The following is a 19443-nucleotide window of genomic DNA, read 5'->3' on the forward strand; positions in this document are numbered from 1 at the left end:
TCATTCGCCGGGTGCGCGCGCCCTGATCGCCAGCGCATGGACGCGCTGGCCGGGGATATCGCCCAGCGCCGCGATCACCATCCGCTGACGCTGCAGCCGCGATTGCCCGGCAAAGGCGCCGCATTCGATCACGACGGTGAAATGCGATTCGCCCGTGCCGTCATCACCCGAATGGCCATGGTGGCTGGCGCTGTCGTTGATCACCTCGAGATGGTCGGGGGTAAACGCGGCGGTCAGCCGCGTGGTGATTTCATGGGCAAGCGGTCCGGTCATGGCTTCCATCCTAGCGCAAGTCGCGGCATGGGAAAGAGAAATGACGCAAGACCGATTCCATGGCCGGATGAAAAATTCAGGCCGCCTGTGCGATGCCCCGGGCTGCACCGAGCCCGGCGAGTTTCGCGCGCCATCGGGGGAGGGCTCCGGGGCCGACGGCCCGGGCCAGTACCGCTGGTTCTGCCTCGAGCATGTGCGCGCGTTCAACCAGGGCTATGATTTCTTTCGCGGCATGTCGCGCGACGAGATCGAGCGGGCGCAATCGCCATTGGCCGGATGGGCGAGCGAAACCCGCGCGTTCCGCCCCACCGCCGGCATCGACGACGCGCCGAGCTGGGCCGACTTCGCCGACCCGCTCGATGCGATCGCCGCGCGCGCCAGCCGCCGCCGGCAGGATCATGCCCGCGCGCGCGATGCGCAGCGGCGCGGGCTGAACCCGGTCGACAGGCAAGCCTATGATACGCTGGGCCTCGATTTCGAGGCGGACCGGCGCGACTTGCGGGCGCGGTACACCGAACGCGTGCGGCGCTATCACCCCGATCGCAATGGCGGGGATCGTTCGCACGAGGCGGCGCTGCGCGCGGTGGTGGAGGCATACCAGCATCTGCGCAAGTTGCCGCAGTTCGCCTGAGAAAAGCGCAGTCTCCACCCATTCCCGGGGCACCGCAATATTTCCAAAGCCCGCGTCATGGCCTATGGCCGCGCTATGCTCAAACCCCGGATCGCGCAGCTCGAACAGTTTCACGCCATGACCGTTTCGGTGCTGGCGCATCGCCTCGGCGCGCAGGGCCGATCGATCATCCACATGGAATATGGCCAGCCATCGACGGGTGCGCCGGCCGCGGCGATCGCCTGCGCCCACGATACGCTCGACACCGATGCGATGGGCTATTGGGAAAGCCATGCGCTCAAGGTGCGGATTGCGCGCCATTACCTCGACCGCGATGGCATCGACATCGATCCGGCGCGCGTGGTGCTGACATGCGGGGCATCGCCAGCGCTGGTGATGGCGCTGTCGTTGACCGGCTGGCCCGGCGCGCGCGTCGCCTTTGCCCGGCCGGGCTATGTCGCCTATCGCAACAGCGCCCGTGCCTTGTTTATGGAACCGGTCGAAGTGCCCTGCGGCGCGCAGGCAGGGTTCCAGATCGGTGCGGCCGCCATTGCCGCGATTGATCCGGCACCCGACGTGCTGATCCTCGCCAGCCCGGCCAATCCCACCGGCACCGTCATCGCCGATGACGAACTGGCGCGCATCGCGCAAGTCTGCGCCGCGCGCGGCATCGCGATCATCGCTGACGAGATCTACCACGGCATCACCTTCGGCAAAATCGCGCGCAGTGTGCTCGCGGTCGCCCCCGACGCGCTGATCGTCAACAGTTTTTCGAAATATTTCAGCATGCCGGGCTGGCGCCTCGGCTGGCTGGTCGTGCCGCCTGCGATGGTCGACCAGGCGCGCGCGCGGATGGGCAACCTGTTCCTCACCCCGCCGGTGCTCAGCCAGAAGGCCGCGCTGCTCGCGTTCGACTGCACGGCAGAACTTGAAAGCCATGTTGCCACCTATGCGCGCAATCGCGACCTGCTGCTCGCGGCGCTGCCCGCGCTCGGGCTCGACCATATCGCTCCGCCAGATGGTGCGTTCTACATCTATGCCGATGTTGGCCACCTGACCGATGACAGCCTGGGCTTTGCCCTGCGCCTGCTGGAGGATACCGGCGTAGCGATCGCGCCCGGCATCGATTTCGATCCGGTCGAAGGGGGACGGTTCGTGCGGTTCAGCTTTGCGGTGTCGACACCGCTGGTCGAGCAGGCGATCGCGCGGATGGTGCCGTGGTTTGCGGCGCAACCTATACGCTGATCCTCTCCGTTCCGGGGAGGATGTTCATGAAAAAGGGCCGGGCAGCGTGAATGCTGCCCGGCCCTTTTTTATATCAAAGCACCGTGATTACAGCGCGATCGCGATCGAGGCGCGAACGCCATAGGCGACGCCCTTGTCGCTGCCACGCTCGAAGTCGGTGCCCAGGCGCCAGGTGTAGTCGAGACCGCCCTGCATGATGCTCAGACCGCCCAGCCAGGCCGAGGGCAGGTGGCCGCCGCTGACCGAGAAGGTATCGCCGGTTTCGAACGTGGCGGTGGTGGTGCCGACGTCGCCGGCCAGCCAGGTCCGGCGTCCGGCCTCGATTTCGACCGAGAACGGGCGGCCTTCGTGGCTGCTGGGGCCGACGCTCCAGATGCCGGTCAGCGTGGTGGTGGCGGTCGTCTGGGTGTTCTTGCGCGCCAGAACGGTCAGCGCGATCGGGGTGTCGCCGCTTTCGATATAGCTGTTTTCGTTCAGGCGATCATATTCGATGAAGCCGCGCGGGCGCAGGCTGAAATGTTCGCCGAACGGTGCGGTATACGACACACCGCCGGTGGCCGCGCCGGACCAGCCGGCCCAATGCCCGGCCGCGTGGTAGGCAAAGTTGGTGACGGTGACCGCGTTGCTGGTGGTTGTGGAGAATTCGCCATTGAAGGTCCGCGTCGAATCGAACGCTTCACGGCCAAGGTTGCCACCTGCCCACAGATACAGCGGGCCGGCGGATTTGCGCCAGAACAGGCCGATATCGACTTCGCTGGCCTTGACGTGCTGGTAGGTCGCGGTTTTCACGCTGCCCGACAAGTACGCCAGCTGAAACCCGATGTTGCCGACGGGTGTGACCTTTTCGATCCCGGTCGAGATGCCGAAGCCGCTGTCCTTGAAGCCCGGGGTGGCGCCATAGGCACGCGTGCCGCTGAACACGATCGGTTCGAGCCAGGCCGCCGAGTCGCTGATCGAGAACATCGTCGAATCGTTGTCGAAATGTTTGTTGGCGATGCGTGTCGCGCGGCTGACCACGTCGAACGTGCCGCCCGAATAATCGGGCAGCAATTCGTTCATGCGGCCGCGCAGATCGGGCGTGTCATAGATCTGCAGCAGCGTGGACTGCAGGTTGGTGTTGGCGCTGGCATCGTTGATGATCGCGTTATACGCCGACCCTTGCGCGCTGGTCAGACCAAGCTGCGAGGCCGACGCGGGGGCGATATTGATCGTCACGTCGTTCGCGGTGGTGTTGACCGAACCGGAGAACAGGACGGGCAGCCCGATCGCCAGCGCGCTGGCACCCACGATCGGCGTCGCCGAGGTCAGCACATCGAACGTACCATTTGTCTTCAACGAATTGAGCGTCAACGACACTTTGGCGCCGCTGGCGAAGTTCACGCTGTTGGCGACCAGCTTCGACGATGTTTCCGTTGTTCCGTCGATGAACACCCGCAAGTTGCCGCCCGCGGCGACAGTCAGCGCGTTGATCGTGCTGGTGCCGGTGGTGTTGGCGCCGAAAATGCCGGTGCCGTTGACTGCGACATTGAAATTGGCACCGCCGGTGATCGCGCCCAGGAAGATCGCCTGGTTGTTGATGGTCAGCAGACCGGCATCGTTGGCGAGCGCCAGATTGCCGTTGAACTGCGCATAGTCACCCATCGTGATATTCTGGGTGCCGCCGGCACCGTAGACGATATTGCCGACCCAGCGCGTGGTATCGGCCATCGTGATCGTGTTGCTGCCGCCTGCAGCGAAAGACGTGGTCGGGGCATTGACCGTGCCGCTGCCGATGGCAATGGTGTTGTTGCCAGATCCGAGCATGATGTTGCCGGTGATCCCGGCATATTCCGTGGCGGTATAGGCGTTGTAACCGGTGGTGGTCTTGTCGGTGGCTTCGGTCGACGCGTTGGTCGAGGTGTAGGCCTGGGTCAGCGTGACGCCGGTGGTATTGGCCGAAAGGTTGATTGCTGCCGAGGCCCCGTCCGTTTGCCCCGCGACAGTGATGAAGCCCTGGTTGGTCAACGATTTGACCGAGCCTGACAGATCCAGGATGCCGGTCAGGCTGCCGCTCGCTTCGCTGCTGGCGATGGCCTTGATCGTCCCGGTGTTGAAAATCACCGGAACGCTCGATCCGGCGTTGATCAGGATTGCCGTTGCCGAGGTATCTGCGGTGGTCGCAGAAACCGAGCCGTAGACTTCCATGCCGTTGGTCAGGGTGACATTGCCGCCCTTGCCGCCGATCACCACGCCATAGGCCGGCGTGCCGGTGAAATTGGCGCTGCTGGCGGTGACCGAGCCGTCGATGCCCAGCGCATAGCTGCCGTTGTTGGTGGCGGTGTTGGCGCCGATCGTGATGTTGGTCGCGCCGCCGATCTGCAGCGCAGGATTGTTGCCGAGCGCCGAGATCGAACCACGATTGCTGTCGGTCGATGTCGAGGTCAACGGTGCGTTGATCAAGATGCCGCCCGCGACGTTGCTGTCGATTTCGACAACCGGGGTCGAGGTGTTGAACAGCGCCTTTGAAATCATCAGTGCGGTACCGCTCGTGTCGGTATAGCTGAACGAGTTGGAAATCGCGCCATCGATCACGATTGCGCCGGAAACTGCGCCCGATTGCACATATCCCTGCGCGGCCGAGCCGATCGCGGTGACTGTGCCGCCGACCGTCACGTTGCCCGTCACCGACAACAGCTTTACACCAAAGCTGTTGTCACCGAGCACGGTGATCGCGCCCTGGTTGTTGATCGAACCGGTCAGCGCGCTGTCGAGCTGAATGCCGGCAGAGTTTTCGCCATCGACGGTGATGGCGCCGGTGCTCGAAATCGTGGCGTTGATCACGCCGCCCGCTGCACCATAAATACCATAACGGCCGCTGACGCCAGAAACCGGGCTTTTGACCAGGTTGCCGTCGATCGATTGCGGCGTGAAGTTTTCCAGGACCGAGATCGTGCCGGCATTGGTGACGGTCGTCGTCACCCCGGGATTGATCTGAACGCCGATATTGCCGTTGGAGGGCGCGGTCGCGGTGCCGGCATTGAGATTGCCGTTGGCATTGACGGTCGCATTGTTGTTTGAATTGACCGTGATCACCGGGCCGCTGGCGCCGGTCAGTGTACCGGTTCCGGCGATCGTGACGCTGCCCGCGGTCGACGTGACATACGTGCCGGTGGTGCCGGTGGAAACGGTCGTATCGGCATGTGCTGGCGTTGCCGCCATCAGGCCTGCGCATACGCCAAGCCCGCCGGCTTTGATTGCGTACGGTGCGGCCGAGCCGAGGAACTGCGAAATCTTGCGCTGAATCAGCATTGGGTCATCCGGCAATGGGTCGGCAGGCAAAAGACCTGTCGGACCGTGGTCTGAATGGCGGTGGGATGTGAAAAACCAGGCCCCCCCAACCGTCGAAATTGTATCGGTACCCTCATGATCGTCGGCACCTGTGAATTCTTTTTATCGCAGATTGTGGCCGGGTTATGGCCATGATCTGACATCCCGGTTTGGCCGGGTTCAACCTCAAACGTGGATAGTGGCAAAACCATGCAAGGCAAGCGTTCGAAACGCAAACTTCGCTCGCTTCACCGTAAATTCCCCATTCATCTGCAACCGGGCAGCACCTGGGCGGGCGGGTTTGGTCGGGTCAGGGGGTGGTGGAGCAAGCCTCGTGCGCGATCGATCGGCAAGATTTTGCGGTTCTGAATTTGGTCATCTGTGTATGGTGCGCTCAGTGACCTTCGCGGTCGGCAGCGCCGCGATTGTCAAAACGGCCCCTACCACAAGCGATGACCCCACCGCCAGCCGGATTGCTGCGGCCGGTTTGCGCGACATGACCCTGCGCGGCGATACCGAGCTGGTCGGTCTGGTCGGTGCCGGGTCGGTTGCGGCGTTTGCCGTGCTTGTCGAACGGCACAGTGCCGGGCTTTACCGGGTGGGCGTGCGGATGCTGGGCGACCGCCACGAAGCCGAGGACGTCGTGCAGGATGCCTTTGCCCGCTTGTGGCAATACGCCGCGCGGTGGAAACCGAGCGGGGCGGGGCTGATCGGCTGGCTGCACCGGGTCACGATCAACCTGTGTTTCGATCGCAAGCGGCGGTTCCGCGTGATCACGACGGACGATCTGCCCGATATCGAGGACCAGGCGCCGCTCGCCGATCGCCTGATCGAAGCAGACCAGGCGCGCGCGGCGGTGGCGGGCGCGCTGAACGCGCTGCCCGAGCGCTATCGCGCGGCGCTGGTGCTGTGCTATTTCGAAAACCATTCCAATGCCGCAGCGGCAGATATTCTGTGCCTGAATATCAAAGCGCTGGAATCGTTGCTGTTTCGCGCGCGGCGCCAGATGCGCGTGGTGCTGGAACAGCGCGAGCTGGCATGGCGCGACCTGGTGCACGCAGGGCAGATCGAACGCAGTGTGGTGGACCGGGGCGCGCCCGAGGTGACGCGGTTTACAGGCGCGTCCACACTTGCGACTGGCACAGGAACACCCCGAGCAGGCACCCGGCCACCCGCGCATGATTGTGATCGATCAGCATGATGTGCGAGGCAAAGCGCTTGCCGATGTCGGGCACGAATGCCTCGCCGGTCCAGTTGTTGGCGGCGTCGCGGGCATAGTTTTCGAACAGGCGCGTGCCGATCAGATGGTCGGTGCCGCCGGCCTTGGCATCGTCGATCGCCTCGGCACTGGCCGTCGCGACCCAGCCACACAGTTTGGGCCCGCAGGCATCGATGCGGATCGTGACCGAGCCCGTCGGATTGCGCCACATGCCCTGCAGCGGATCGGGCTGGGGCCAGTGCGGCGCGGGGGCCTGGCCGGGCGCCGGTGCGGCCAGGGCACCTGCGGCACCCAGGGTCAGAATGAGGCTCGATAGGGAAAGCACAGCGTCTCATAGCGCAATTTGGCAACAAGACTATGGCTGTATGTACAAGGTGTAATGCCAAACCACTTGCGGGGCACAAGGGGCGCGCGCATGAGTAAACCGGTCCTTGCGCAGACCTGTTGCAACAGAAAGATACCTCCCGTGTCGGCCAGAATCCTGTTGGTGGAAGATGATATCCAGATCGGCGATTACATCGCGCGCGGGCTGGATGAAGAAGGCTTCATCATCGATCGCGCCGACAATGGTCGCGACGGCCTGTTCATGGCCACCGACAGCCAGTTCGATGTCGTCGTGCTCGATCGCATGCTGCCCGCGATGGACGGGCTGTCGTTGCTGAAAGCGATGCGCGCGGCGCAGGTCGATACCCCGGTGCTGATGCTGTCGGCGCTGGGCAGCACCGATGATCGCGTGTCGGGGCTGACCGCGGGTGCCGACGATTACCTGGGCAAGCCGTTTTCCTTTGCCGAACTGCTGGCGCGGGTTCAGGCGCTCGTGCGCCGCCGTACCGGCACCAGCAAGGTTCAGGACACCACGATCCGCTGCGGCGCGCTGGAGCTTGACCGGCTGACCCGCGTGGTGCGCCGGGGCACGCGCAAGATCGCGTTGCAGCCGCGCGAATTCCGCCTGCTCGAATACCTGATGCTGCACCAGGGCGAAGTCGTGACGCGCACGATGCTGCTCGAAGCGGTGTGGGACTATCATTTCGACCCTGGCACCAATGTGATCGACGTGCATATCAGCCGCCTGCGCCGCAAGATCGACGATGGCGAACAAAGCGTGCTGTTCCACACCGTGCGCGGCGCCGGATACCGGTTGGCGGCCGATTAACGGAACGGTGCCGACCGTGTTCAGGCCGCGTCGCCTGTCGCCGACCATCCTGTGGCTGGTCGCGGCGGTGTTCGTGCTGCAATTGCTGTCGAGCGCGGCGGCGATCTTCTTTCTGCGCGGGCAGATGCTCGAAGTCGTGCGCACCGATCGCGTGCGTCAGGTGCTCGATGTGCGCGACGATCTGCTTGCGACGTACCTGCAGGGCGGCCGCCCGTCGCTGGCGCAGATGATCGTGCGCCAGCAAGGCTCTGCCGCCGATCCGACTGTGTTCATCGCGCTGACTGGCGGGGCGGTCCCGCTGCTCAGCAACCTGGGCAAGGCCCCCGCGCTCGACATCGCGCCGCGCCCGCGGCCGGTGATGGTGCACCTCGGCAATGATATCCCCGATATCGAGGGCATGGCGATCGCCGGGCAATTGCCCGATGGCGAGCGCCTGATCGTGGGGGTGATGGGCGCAACCGAGAGCCGGTTCAACCTGGCGTTCGCCACCGCCGCCGGGTTGACCATCCTGGTCGCGGTCGCGCTCGCCACCGCCAGCGCGCTGCTGCTCGGCTTCGAAATCAGCCGCCGCACCCACGCCATCGCCGAAACCGCCGCGCAATTCGCGCAAGGCAATTTCGGCGCGCGCCTGACCGATACACGCAGTGGCGACGGCTTCGACCACTTGCGCCTGCAGATGAACCGCATGGCCGAACGCATCGACCGGCTGGTGTCCGAACTCAGCTCGGTCTCGGCCTCGATGGCGCACGACTTGCGCTCACCGGTCGCGCGCCTGTCCGCCGCAATCGACACCGCGCTCGAAAAAGTGGACGACCCAGCCGCGCTCGAAGCGCTGCAACTCGCCCGCGAAAACGCCGACGGCCTGCGCCAGATGCTCGACACCGCGCTGGAAATCACCCGCCTGGAAGGCGGTGCGATCACCGATCGGCGCAGGGCGATCGATCTGGCGCGCGTCGCCGAAGACATGGCCGAACTGTACGAGCCGCTGGCCGAACAATCGGGCGTGGTGCTGGCCACCCGGCTCGATCCCGTGGTCGTCACTGCCGACCGCGAACTGGTGTCGCGTGCGATCGCCAACCTGATCGACAACGCGCTGAAATATGGCGCAAAGCGCGTGGTGCTGAGCACGTCGCCGGGTGTTTTGACCAATACGGTGGCAGGGCCAGGTATTGCCCCACCCGCAATGGCCGAAATCGCGGTGCTCGACGATGGCCCGGGTATCGCGGCCGAAGATCGCGGGCGCGCGGTCGAACGGTTCGTCCGGCTGGATAATGCGCGCACGTTGCCCGGCGGCGGGCTGGGGCTGGCGATGGTGCAGGCGGTGGCGCGGCTGCACGGCGGGGAATTGGTGCTGTCGGACGGGCCGGGGCCGGTGACTGCCGGGCGCGGGTTGCTGGCGACTTTGCGGTTGCCGCGCTGAAGCGCCTCCGGGGTGCAATGGCTTGGCCCTTGCATCCCTTGACTTCGGCGTGCTCCGGAAACCCTTAGAGCGTGATGACATTAGATTGACCCACCGTGATTGCCCTGAAAAGTCTCGTGACGAGAAGCAGCACGCAGCGCGGGCTGGTTGCCCCGTGCAAGTGCTGCGACGCTGTCACGGGGCTTTTCAGGGCAACCCCGAAGGGGCGGGCCGCTTTTGGCCCATCGCAGCGTCGATCGTCGGTCACAATGGCGGGCATTGCTCCCTCCTCTCTCCTCGCGCTGGGCCAAAATCGGCTCCGTCACGGTGGGTCAATCTGATGTCATCACGCTCTAATTGCGAACTTCTGTCCAAATAGTGGGGGACACTTGGCTATACTCGACGAGGGTAATTCATATCGGCAGCGCTGGGGAGTGGGGCGCGGCCCCACCCCAACCCCTCCCCTGAAGGGGAGGGGCTTATGTCGCGCCACATTGCCGGTGCGGCGGGGTGTAATGGCTTGAACGGTACCCGCAGCAAAACAGTAACGGGATACAAGGGCCGCTGGCCCTTGGCCGCCGGAGGCTCTGACTCAAGCCTGCGTATTGACCCGCCCGGTGCGTTCGATCTTGCCCCAGCCGATGCCCAGCCCCGCGGTCGCCGCGCCGACGGCGCGGATTACGACGCCGTACATCAGCTGGCGATAGACGAAGCGCTGGGCGAGCAGCAGGAACGCCGGGTAGTGCTTTTCGCGCACGTCCAACCGGTAGGCGACCCAGCCGCAGGCGACGTCGATCAACGTGAAGCCGATCCAGTAGACGCCCATGCGCAGCACGTCGGTCTGGGTCTGGGCCCAGCCGTGCTGCCAGGTGCGCACGATGGTGCCGATGATCGAGACGGCGAGCGCGAGGTCGATCAGCGGGGAGATCATGGCGAACACGATCTGGAACATCCAGGCCTGGGGCATGCCGACGAAGGCCAGGCCCGAAGGGGTGCGGGTGCGCAGGATCGAGCGGTGTTTCCACAGGCATTGCAGCGTGCCGTAGGCCCAGCGGAAGCGTTGCTTGCCCAACGCGCGCAGTGTTTCGGGGGCTTCGGTCCAGGCGACGGCTTCTTCGTCGTAGGCGATTTTCCAACCGTGGCGCTGGATCGCGATGGTCAGGTCCTGGTCTTCGGCCAGGGTGTCTTCGGGATAGCCGCCGACGTCTTCCAATGCCTTGCGGCGCCAGGCGCCGACGGCGCCGGGCACGACCATGATCGCGTCGAACCGGGTCAGCGCGCGGCGTTCGATGTTTTGTGCGGTGATGTATTCGACCGCCTGCCAGCGGGTGACGATATTGACCTTGTTGCCGACTTTGGCGTTGCCGGCGACGGCACCGACATCTTCGCGCACGAACCAGCGGACCAGCTTGGCGATGGTGGCGGGCTCGAACTGGGTGTCGGCATCGAGGGCCACGACGATATCGCCCTTGGCCTCGCGCAGCGCGCGGTTGAGCGCGCTGGCCTTGCCGCCGTTGACCATCGTCATCAGGCGCACGCGCGGTTCGCCGCCGAACGCGGCGGCGACGATTTCGCTGGTGCGGTCTTTCGATCCGTCATCGGCGACGATCACTTCGATCTGGTCGTAATCGCTGGCCAGGATGCGGCGGACGCTGCTTTCGATCACGCGTTCCTCGTTGAACGCGGGGATGATCACCGAGACGAGCGGGCGCAGCATGCCTTCCGGCATGTCGGGTTCCGCTTCGGGCGGCTGCATGTCTTCGTCATGTTCGGCAAACAGTGCGAGCGCGGTCATGCCGATCGCGCGGATCACGCCCAGTGCGATCGCAAAGAAGAACATCCAGTTCAGCCCGGCGAGCAGCGCAGCCAGCGCCACGAAAATGCCGACATCGAGGCGCACCGCGACCAGATCCCAGCCTTCGACCTTGGGCATGACCTGGTCGAAAGCGAGCCCGGCGAGTTGCGAGACGGGCACAAAGGTATAGCCGTCGGCGCGCAGTTTGGCGATGACGCGGGGCAGCGCGAGCACGGTCTGGCTGCGGTCGCCGCCGCCGTCGTGCATCAGCACGATGTTGACCGTGCGATCGGGCGTGGCGTTTTCGACTGCATCGATGGTGCGCTGGTAGATGTCGTCGGCGGTGCGTTTCTGCCAGTCGCCGGGATCGCCGTGCAGGCCCACGATCGTATAGCCCTGCTGCTGTGCGATCAGTGCGGGGCCCAGTTCGTCGGGCGTGCTGGGCTCGGCATCGCCGAAATAGGGCGCGCGGAACAGCCGGGTCGATCGGCCGGTATAGGCCTCGATCAGGCGCTGCGTCGCGTTGAGTTCGAACCGGATGCCGGTGTCGCTCATATCCGCCATGTTGGGATGGGTATAGCTGTGATTGCCGATTTCGCTGCCGCCGGCCAGTGTGCGTTCGAGGACGCCGCGATTGCCCACGCCGTTTTCGCCGATCACAAAGAATGTGCCGGGCACATGATTGCGTTCGAGCACCGACAGGATTTGCGGCGTGTATTTGGGGTCGGGCCCGTCATCGAACGTCAGCGCGATCTGCTTGGGCTTGTCGCCGGTGCGCCGCACGACATACGGCATCGGCAGCCGGTCATAGACCTCGTTGGCGATCAGCGTGGAATGCGCGCCATAGGTCAGCGTGCGGCTGCCGGGGGTGGGCACGGCGTCGACCCGCAGGATTTCGCCATTGCCCTCGATATCGACGTTGGTCAGTTCGGCCAGGGGCCCCAGGTTGGGGCGCAAATTGGCGGGCGCATTGACGCCGCCCTGGCGCCAGCTGGCAAGCGCGGGCCAGAATCCGGGATCTTCGGAGCCCAGCCGCCACAATGCGACCGAGCCGATGCCCAATTGCCCCAGCACCTGCATCTGGTTCCAGCTGGTTGCCGCATCGATCAGCCACACATCGTGGCGAATGCCCGGTGTGGCAGGATTGGCATCGTCGTCGTCGTTATAGGCAAAGCCGGTGTTGCCACTGTTCTTGTCCCACAACGGGCGAGTGCCCGAATCGAGCGCCGCCAGCCACGCTTCCTCGACAGTCAGCGCGTCGGCTTCGACATTCTTGCCATGCGCGTCGCCGTGCCAGTCATAGGCATAGCTGCCCAGCGCGACGATGACCTTGTTTGCCGGGATGCCGCGGATCGCGTCGGCGACATGGGTGACGAACCAGTTGTTGGATGAAATCGGCCCCGGCGTGCCGGTCATGTAATGTTCGTCATAGGCCATCAGCACGACCTTGTCGGCGACCTGGGCAAACTGGCGCACGTTCCAGGCTTCGTCGTCGATCGGCACGGTCACGCTGACCAGGCGGTGCTTGGGCGCGAGGCGCGCATGCAGTTCGCCGATGAACTGGCGCAACAGTCCGATGCCGTTCGGCGGCAAAGTTTCGAAATCGATCATCACGCCGGCGTCGTTGTTTGCGTCCAGCGCGGCGTCGATACTGCGGATGATCGATGCGCGCTGCACCGGGTTCTGCAGCGCGCGCGCGGTCGCCGCGCCGCCCCAGGTGCCGTCGGAAATGTTCTGCACCACGTCGATCACGAGCGGGCGGCGGACCTGTCCCGACAGCACGCGGCGCATCGGCGGAAAATCGATCGCGGCAAAATTGCCCTTGGCGTCGATCGTCATCGTCGTCGGCGCGATCCAGTCGAGCGATCCGACCTGCCGCTTCAGGCTTTCCAGACCGCTGCCGCCATTGGGCGAATAGAACCCGACTGTCAGGTTCTGTGCCTGCTTTGCGGCGGGAATCGCGGGGCGGCCGAACAACGAGGTCAGGCGCCGCGACAGCCGGCCGACCTGGGTGCGCAAAGGCAGCGGCTGGGGCCGTTCGAACCCGAGTTTCAGCGGCTGAGAGGCGGGAACCGTGGCCACCGTCGTGGCAAAGGCGAGCGCGGTGATGATGAGCAGTGCAATCCCCGCAAAGACGATACGGCGGGTCCAGCGGCGCCGGCGGCCGGTGGGGTCAAAGAAAATCGGACGTTGCACTCGGTAACCTCGGTGTGTTTTCTGGGTCTATTCCAGGGCCGCTTAATTTTGCGCCTATAGCCCAACCGGGTAGCGATGGACAGTCGGGTTGGAAACCGTACAGGGGACCGTCATGTCGCGCCTTCCGCCCGGCTGCCCACCGCCGGATTAATTGCCTAAATGGGCGGCTGCGAACGGGTGGTGAGCAGTTCATTACCAATTGGACATCTGCCCGGCAGGCGGACCGGGCGCGGGGAAGTGTTCGAGGTTTTCGAACGCTTGCCTGTGGTTCTTTCCAACTGCGCACCGGCCGGAAATGGCGATAAGGCGCAAGACATGACCATGCACCGCCAGCCCGTATTCTTCCTGTCTCATGGCGGCGGCCCCTGGCCGTGGCTCGAGGGGGAATTCCGTCGCGATTTCGACTGGCTGGAGGCGTCGCTAAAGGCGCTTCCCGGGCAATTGCCCGCAGTGCCCCGCGCGATCCTGGCGGTGTCCGGGCATTGGGAGGAAACCGACTTTACCGTGTCGAGCGCGGCACGGCCGGGCATGATCTATGACTATTCGGGCTTTCCCGAACACACCTATCACATTTCCTATCCCGCAATGGGTTCGCCCGAAGTGGCGGCAGAGGTGGTCGCGCTGGGCGCGGCGGCAGGCATTGCAATCGGTACCGATCCGTCGCGCGGGTTCGATCACGGCACATTTTCGATGATGCAGCCGATCTATCCCGATGCACAGGTCCCGGTGGTCAGCCTGTCGATGCGCCACAGCTATGATCCCGCCGCGCATATCGCGCTTGGCGCAGCGCTCGCGCCGCTGCGCGACCGGGGCGTCGTGATCGTGGGGTCGGGGCTGTCGTATCACAACCTGCGGATGTTCGACCCGCGTGCGGCAGTGCCATCGGCGGCGTTCGACGCGTGGTTGCGCGCGACATTGACCGGTGATGATCCGGCGGCTCGAATTGCAGCGCTCGAACGCTGGGATACGGCCCCTGCCGCGCGCATCGCCCATCCGCGCGAGGATCACCTGATCCCGCTGATGGTGGCGACAGGCGCTGCGGGCGGCGATCCGGCAACATGCATCTATTCGCAGGCGGATCTGCGCGGCGGGATCACCGCGTCGGCGTGGCGCTTTGGCGACGATACGACGCCGACCGGGTTCGACCGGCTGGCCAAGAACGCCGCCTGATCGCTCAGGGCTGTGGCGGTCCGACGAGGTATTCTTCGTCGGTTACTTTTTCCATCCAGACGACATTACGGCCGTCGAGCGATTCCTGAATGGCAATATGCGTCATGGCCGTCGTGGGCGATGCACCGTGCCAGTGCTTGTGCCCTGGCGGACACCAGATCACGTCGCCGGCGCGGATTTCCACGATCGGCTCGCCTTCGCACTGGGTCCAGCCGCATCCGGCAGTGACGACCAGCGTCTGGCCCAGCGGGTGGGTGTGCCAGGCAGACCGCGCGGCGGGCTCGAACGTCACCGTGGCACATGAATGGCGTGCCGGCGCGGTTGCCGTGTTCAGCGGGTCTATGCGCACGGTGCCGGTAAAATACGCCTCCGGACCTTTTTGCGACGGTTGCGATCCCGCCCGTTTCAATTCCATGGCGTCACTCCCATTCGATCGTACCTGGTGGTTTTGACGTATAGTCATACACCACGCGGTTGATGCCCTTTACCTCGTTGACAATACGCGTGGCGACGCGTGACAGGAAGCCGGCGTCGAACGGATAGATGTCGGCGGTCATGCCGTCGGTCGAGGTGACCGCGCGCAAGGCGCAGACGAAGTCGTAGGTGCGGAAATCGCCCATCACGCCGACCGTGCGCACCGGCAGCAGCACCGCGAACGCTTGCCAGATTGCGTCGTACAGCCCGGCCTTGCGAATTTCGTCGAGGTAGACCGCGTCGGCCTTGCGCAGGATGTCGCAGCGTTCGCGGGTCACTTCGCCGGGCATGCGGATGGCCAGGCCCGGCCCGGGGAACGGATGGCGGCCGACGAAGATGTCGGGCAGGCCGAGCTCGCGGCCCAGCGCGCGCACTTCATCCTTGAACAGTTCGCGCAGCGGCTCGACCAGTTGCATGTTCATGCGTTCGGGCAGGCCGCCGACATTGTGGTGGCTCTTGATCGTGACCGAGGGCCCGCCGGTGAACGACACGCTTTCGATCACATCGGGGTACAGCGTGCCTTGCGCCAGGAATTCGGCGCCGCCGACCTGGCGCGCCTCTTCCTCGAACACGTCGATGAACGATTTGCCGATGAATTTGCGCTTGGCCTCGGGGTCGGTGACGCCGGCCAGGCCATTGAGGAACAGCGTCGAGGCGTCGCGGTGGACCAGCGGGATGTTGTAGTGGTTGCGAAACAGGCTGACGACCTGTTCGGATTCGCCAAGGCGCATCAGGCCGTGATCGACGAACACGCAGGTCAGCTGGTCGCCGATCGCTTCGTGGATCAGCACGGCGGCAACTGCCGAATCGACCCCGCCCGACAGGCCGCAGATGACCCGCGCATCGCCGACCTGGGCGCGGATTTCGGCGATCTTGGTCTTGCGGAATTCGGCCATCGTCCAATCGCCGCGACAGCCGCAGACATGACGCACGAAATTGGCGATCAGGCGCCCGCCATCGGGCGTGTGGACGACTTCGGGATGGAACTGCGTGCCGTAATATTTGCGCGCATCATCGGCGATGACCGCAAACGGCGCACCGTCGGATACGGCGACGATGCGGAAACCGGGGGCAAACGTCGTGACCTTGTCGCCGTGGCTCATCCACACCTGATGGCGTTCGCCGACCTGCCACAGCCCGTCGAACAGCACGCAGGGTTCGGTCACGGTCAGGAACGCGCGGCCGAATTCGCCCGAATCGCCGGGTTCGACGGTACCGCCCAGCTGCTGCGACATGACCTGCTGGCCATAACAGATGCCCAGGATCGGCAGGCCGGCGTCGAACAGCTCTTGCGGGGCGCGCGGGGACCCGTCTTCGGGCACGCTGGCGGGCGATCCCGACAGGATGATGCCCTTGGGCTTCATCCGGGCGAAGGCCTCTGCGGCATGCGTATAAGGCGCGATTTCGGAATAAACGCCCGATTCGCGCACCCGGCGCGCGATCAGCTGCGTCACCTGGCTGCCGAAATCGACAATCAGGATGGATTCGCCCGAATGAGCGGGGTTTGATGCCGGTGTGTTCATGGCCAGCGGATAGAGAACGGGCTTCCCTGAGTCTAGGGCCCCTCGTCCAGACTCCACCGCTTTCACGGCAGTTGCATGGAATGCAATCGTTGCAGCTGTAACAACAATTGTCACATACGCCAAAAGGCGTATTGGCAGCCTCGTTCAGTCGCTCCTGCATTACACCCTGCCGGCGCAATGGACTTGGGACAGGGCCTGGAAGTGCACCACCATAGGAGCACACCATGCGCAGCATCACCACAATCGTGTTGCCGATGATTCTTGCCGCTGGCATCAGCGGCCTGATTTTTACCGCCACGCTCGTTTGAAGCGTCCTGGCCGGCAATCTGGCCAGGAACAGACGAAACAAGCGTGAAGGTTCGGCAAACGATCATTCAGCACAGCGGCTGGTCCTGACGGACCGGCCGTTTTGCATTTTGGCGCGGGCCATCCGATACAGCGCCCATGACCGCGCCGATCACCCGTTTTGCCCCCAGTCCCAATGGGCCGCCGCATCTGGGCCATGCCTATGCGGCGATCGTCGCGCATGACCGGGCCGTGCGCTCGGGCGGCGAATTTCTGTTGCGGATCGAGGATATCGATGGCGCGCGCAGCCGGCCCGAACTTGCCGACGAATTTCGCGCCGACCTCGCCTGGCTTGGGCTGACATGGCGCGAAGTCGCGCCGCAGTCGCAGCGTATTGCGCATTATAGTGCCGCGTTCGAGCGGTTGCGGGCGATGGGCCTGGTCTATCCGTGCCGGTGTACGCGCGCCGCTATTGCGCGCGCGGCCACGCGAACGGGCCCCGACGGCCCGGTCTATCCCGGTACGTGCAGGCCCGACTTTTCCAAACTCGCTCATCCTGAGCCTGTCGAAGGACGAGCGGGGTTGGGGGATATGGGCAAGGAAGGGCTTGGTACGCCAGACGTCGTGTGGCGTATCGACATCGCGGCAGCGATGGCGCGTTCCGGCGCATTGACCTGGCACGACGAACGGGCCGGCGTGCAAATGGCCCGGCCGGATCTGGCCGGCGATGTCGTGGTTTGGCGCAAGGACGCGCCCGCCAGCTATCACCTCGCCGCGACCGTCGATGATGCCGCCGATGGCGTCAGTATCGTGACGCGCGGCGCCGACCTGTTTGCGGCAACGCACATTCACCGCCTGCTGCAGGCCCTGCTCGGTCTGCCCGAGCCGGTGTGGCATCACCATCCGGTGCTGATCGAGGCCGACGGGCGCAAACTGGCCAAGCGGCGCGGCGCGCCCGCGCTGGCCGAACGGCGCCGCGCGGGGGAGCCGGGCCTCAGCCTCGCGGCGGCCTTGCGCGCCGCCCGATTTGACACTGGTATTCGCCTGTCCGAATCCCTAGATATCGGTCCATGATATTTGTCCTCATCCCCGTCCTGCTCGTCCTTATGGGCCTTGTCGTCTGGTCGCTGGTTCGCGGGATCGCCGCCTTCCTCAACACCACGCGCGCCGGCCTGGAACGTGGGGACGAAGGCATCAAGGAAATGCAGGAACTGCAGAACCGGATGATGTTCAACCGCATCAAATACCAGGGACTGGCGATCGTCGTGGTCGCGATCCTGCTCGCTGTCGGCGGCGGTCACAAGTAACCATGGTCCGGCTCAACAGGATCTATACCCGCACCGGCGATGACGGCACGACCGGGCTGGTCGATGGCTCGCGCATCGCCAAGCACCACCCGCGCATGATCGCGATCGGCGATGTCGATGAATTGAACAGCGCGCTGGGCCTGGCCTCGATCGCGGTTGCGGCGCCGTTCACGGATGAATTCGCGCGGATACAGAACGATCTGTTCGACCTCGGCGCCGATCTCGCCACACCGTTCGGCGCATTCGATACGACCGATTTTGCGCCGTCGGACATGGTCCTGCGGATTGTGCCGTCGCAAGTCGAATGGCTGGAACACACACTCGATCAGCATAACGATGCCCTGGCTCCGCTGCGCAGCTTCATCCTGCCCGGCGGCAGCGATGCTGCGGCACGTGTCCATCTGGCGCGGGCGATCGCGCGCCGGGCGGAGCGCGGGGCGACCGCGCTGGCCGTGGCCGAACCGGTCAACCCGGCGGCGCTCGCCTATATCAACCGGCTGTCGGATTACCTGTTTGTCGTCGCGCGCGCGATAAACGCTGGTGCCGATCCGCTGTGGGTACCCGGCGCATCCCGTTCGCAGGAAAAATAGCATGAACATGATTGGCGTGATCGGCGCGGGGCAGATGGGCGCGGGGATCGCGCAAGTCTGCGCCCAGGCAGGGCTCGATGTGCTGTTGTGCGACGTGGACCTCGCGCTGGCAGAAAAGGCCAAAGCGAAGATTGCCAAGACGCTGGCCCGGCTGGTCGAAAAGGAAAAGATGACGGCCACCGCCGCCGACAGCGCGATCGCACGGATTCGCGCGGTCGCCGATTATGCGCCAATGGCCGAAGCCGACCTGATCATCGAGGCGGCAACCGAACGCGAAGAGATCAAGGCGCGCATTTTTGCCAGCGTGGGCAAAGTGCTCGGGTCGCAGGCGATCCTTGCATCGAACACCAGCTCGATTCCGATCACGCGCATGGCTGCCACCACGACCGATCCGGCGCGGTTTGTCGGCGTACACTTCTTCAACCCGGTGCCGGTGATGGATCTGGTCGAACTGATCCCCGGCCTTGCGACGTCGCCCGCCACGCTCGAAACCGTGCGCGCTTTTGCCGCCGAGCGGCTGGGCAAGCAGGTCGTGATGTCGCAGGACGAGGCCGGCTTCATCGTCAACCGCGTGCTGATGCCGATGCTCAACGAGGCGATCTTCGTCCTCGGCAGCGGCACCGCGACGATGACCGATATCGACAAGGGCATCAAGCTGGGGCTCAACCATCCGATGGGCCCGCTGGAACTGGCGGATTTCATCGGGCTCGACACATGCCTGGAAATCACGCGCGTGCTGCTGAATTCGACCGGTGATTCGAAATACCGCCCGGCGCCACTGCTGATGAAATATGTCGAGGCCGGCTGGCTGGGGCGCAAGACCGGGCGCGGGTTCTACGATTACAGCGGTGCGGTGCCGGTGGCTACGCGTTGAGGCGACAAGGCGTTGCCATAATCT

The 19443-nt window shown here is 64.7% G+C and carries 16 protein-coding genes; 10 read left to right on the plus strand and 6 right to left on the minus strand.

All coding sequences use genetic code 11. From position 1 onward, the window contains the following. Window positions 1-273, minus strand: coding sequence for a BolA family protein (locus ACOOE2_RS03115; RefSeq protein ID WP_420381564.1), 273 nt, complete (start codon window positions 271-273; stop codon window positions 1-3). A 40-nt stretch (window positions 274-313) separates the two neighbouring features. On the opposite strand from ACOOE2_RS03115, the gene ACOOE2_RS03120 reads away from it, so the two are divergent. Then, window positions 314-904 (plus strand): J domain-containing protein, encoded by a 591-nt coding sequence (locus ACOOE2_RS03120; RefSeq protein ID WP_420381565.1) that lies wholly within the window; start codon window positions 314-316, stop codon window positions 902-904. A 75-nt stretch (window positions 905-979) separates the two neighbouring features. Next, window positions 980-2128, plus strand: a complete 1149-nt coding sequence (locus ACOOE2_RS03125; RefSeq protein ID WP_420381566.1) for an aminotransferase class I/II-fold pyridoxal phosphate-dependent enzyme — start codon at window positions 980-982, stop codon at window positions 2126-2128. Window positions 2129-2215: 87 nt separating this feature from the next. On the opposite strand, the gene ACOOE2_RS03130 is transcribed toward ACOOE2_RS03125, so the two are convergent. Continuing rightward, window positions 2216-5416, minus strand: a complete 3201-nt coding sequence (locus ACOOE2_RS03130; protein ID WP_420381567.1) for an autotransporter domain-containing protein — start codon at window positions 5414-5416, stop codon at window positions 2216-2218. A 415-nt stretch (window positions 5417-5831) separates the two neighbouring features. Here ACOOE2_RS03130 and ACOOE2_RS03135 point away from each other — a divergent pair, with 415 nt between their 5' ends. After that, entirely contained in the window at window positions 5832-6635 is an 804-nt protein-coding gene (locus tag ACOOE2_RS03135; protein ID WP_420381568.1) for an RNA polymerase sigma factor, read from the plus strand. Here ACOOE2_RS03135 and ACOOE2_RS03140 read toward each other — a convergent pair. Further along, complete coding sequence (locus tag ACOOE2_RS03140) at window positions 6547-6978, minus strand: DUF2147 domain-containing protein (RefSeq protein WP_420381569.1); 432 nt, start codon at window positions 6976-6978, stop codon at window positions 6547-6549. The genes ACOOE2_RS03135 and ACOOE2_RS03140 overlap by 89 nt on opposite strands. 141 nt (window positions 6979-7119) lie before the next feature. On the opposite strand from ACOOE2_RS03140, the gene ACOOE2_RS03145 reads away from it, so the two are divergent. Both ACOOE2_RS03145 and ACOOE2_RS03150 read left to right on the plus strand, forming a co-directional pair. Beyond that, complete coding sequence (locus ACOOE2_RS03145) at window positions 7120-7806, plus strand: response regulator transcription factor (RefSeq protein WP_420381570.1); 687 nt, start codon at window positions 7120-7122, stop codon at window positions 7804-7806. A 16-nt stretch (window positions 7807-7822) separates the two neighbouring features. Continuing rightward, entirely contained in the window at window positions 7823-9226 is a 1404-nt protein-coding gene (locus tag ACOOE2_RS03150) for an ATP-binding protein (protein ID WP_420381571.1), read from the plus strand. A 571-nt stretch (window positions 9227-9797) separates the two neighbouring features. Here ACOOE2_RS03150 and ACOOE2_RS03155 read toward each other — a convergent pair. Continuing rightward, entirely contained in the window at window positions 9798-13196 is a 3399-nt protein-coding gene (locus ACOOE2_RS03155) for a glycosyltransferase (protein ID WP_420381572.1), read from the minus strand. A gap of 315 nt (window positions 13197-13511) precedes the next feature. On the opposite strand from ACOOE2_RS03155, the gene ACOOE2_RS03160 reads away from it, so the two are divergent. Next, window positions 13512-14366 (plus strand): DODA-type extradiol aromatic ring-opening family dioxygenase, encoded by an 855-nt coding sequence (locus tag ACOOE2_RS03160; protein WP_420381573.1) that lies wholly within the window; start codon window positions 13512-13514, stop codon window positions 14364-14366. 4 nt (window positions 14367-14370) lie between these two features. Here the strand turns inward: ACOOE2_RS03160 and ACOOE2_RS03165 are convergent, their stop codons facing one another. Further along, window positions 14371-14781 carry a (R)-mandelonitrile lyase gene (locus tag ACOOE2_RS03165; protein ID WP_420381574.1) on the minus strand — a complete coding sequence of 137 codons (411 nt, stop codon included), beginning with the start codon at window positions 14779-14781 and terminating at the stop codon, window positions 14371-14373. Window positions 14782-14785: 4 nt separating this feature from the next. Beyond that, window positions 14786-16363, minus strand: a complete 1578-nt coding sequence (gene guaA, locus ACOOE2_RS03170) for a glutamine-hydrolyzing GMP synthase (protein WP_420381575.1) — start codon at window positions 16361-16363, stop codon at window positions 14786-14788. Window positions 16364-16807: 444 nt separating this feature from the next. Here guaA and gluQRS point away from each other — a divergent pair, with 444 nt between their 5' ends. From gluQRS to ACOOE2_RS03190, 4 genes are read left to right on the plus strand one after another with little or no spacing between them, the layout of a single operon-like run. Continuing rightward, the gene (gluQRS, locus tag ACOOE2_RS03175) at window positions 16808-17722 is read left to right on the plus strand and encodes a tRNA glutamyl-Q(34) synthetase GluQRS (RefSeq protein WP_420381576.1); all 915 of its coding nucleotides are present in this window, start codon (window positions 16808-16810) and stop codon (window positions 17720-17722) included. Then, entirely contained in the window at window positions 17719-17955 is a 237-nt protein-coding gene (locus ACOOE2_RS03180; protein WP_420381577.1) for a hypothetical protein, read from the plus strand. The genes gluQRS and ACOOE2_RS03180 overlap by 4 nt, the downstream gene beginning before the upstream one ends. Window positions 17956-17957: 2 nt before the next feature. Then, window positions 17958-18545, plus strand: coding sequence for a cob(I)yrinic acid a,c-diamide adenosyltransferase (locus ACOOE2_RS03185; protein ID WP_420381578.1), 588 nt, complete (start codon window positions 17958-17960; stop codon window positions 18543-18545). A gap of 1 nt (window position 18546) precedes the next feature. Further along, entirely contained in the window at window positions 18547-19419 is an 873-nt protein-coding gene (locus tag ACOOE2_RS03190) for a 3-hydroxybutyryl-CoA dehydrogenase (RefSeq protein WP_420381579.1), read from the plus strand. Window positions 19420-19443 lie beyond the last annotated feature (24 nt).

The sequence above is a fragment of the Novosphingobium sp. genome, assembly GCF_965214355.1.
GTDB lineage: Bacteria > Pseudomonadota > Alphaproteobacteria > Sphingomonadales > Sphingomonadaceae > Novosphingobium.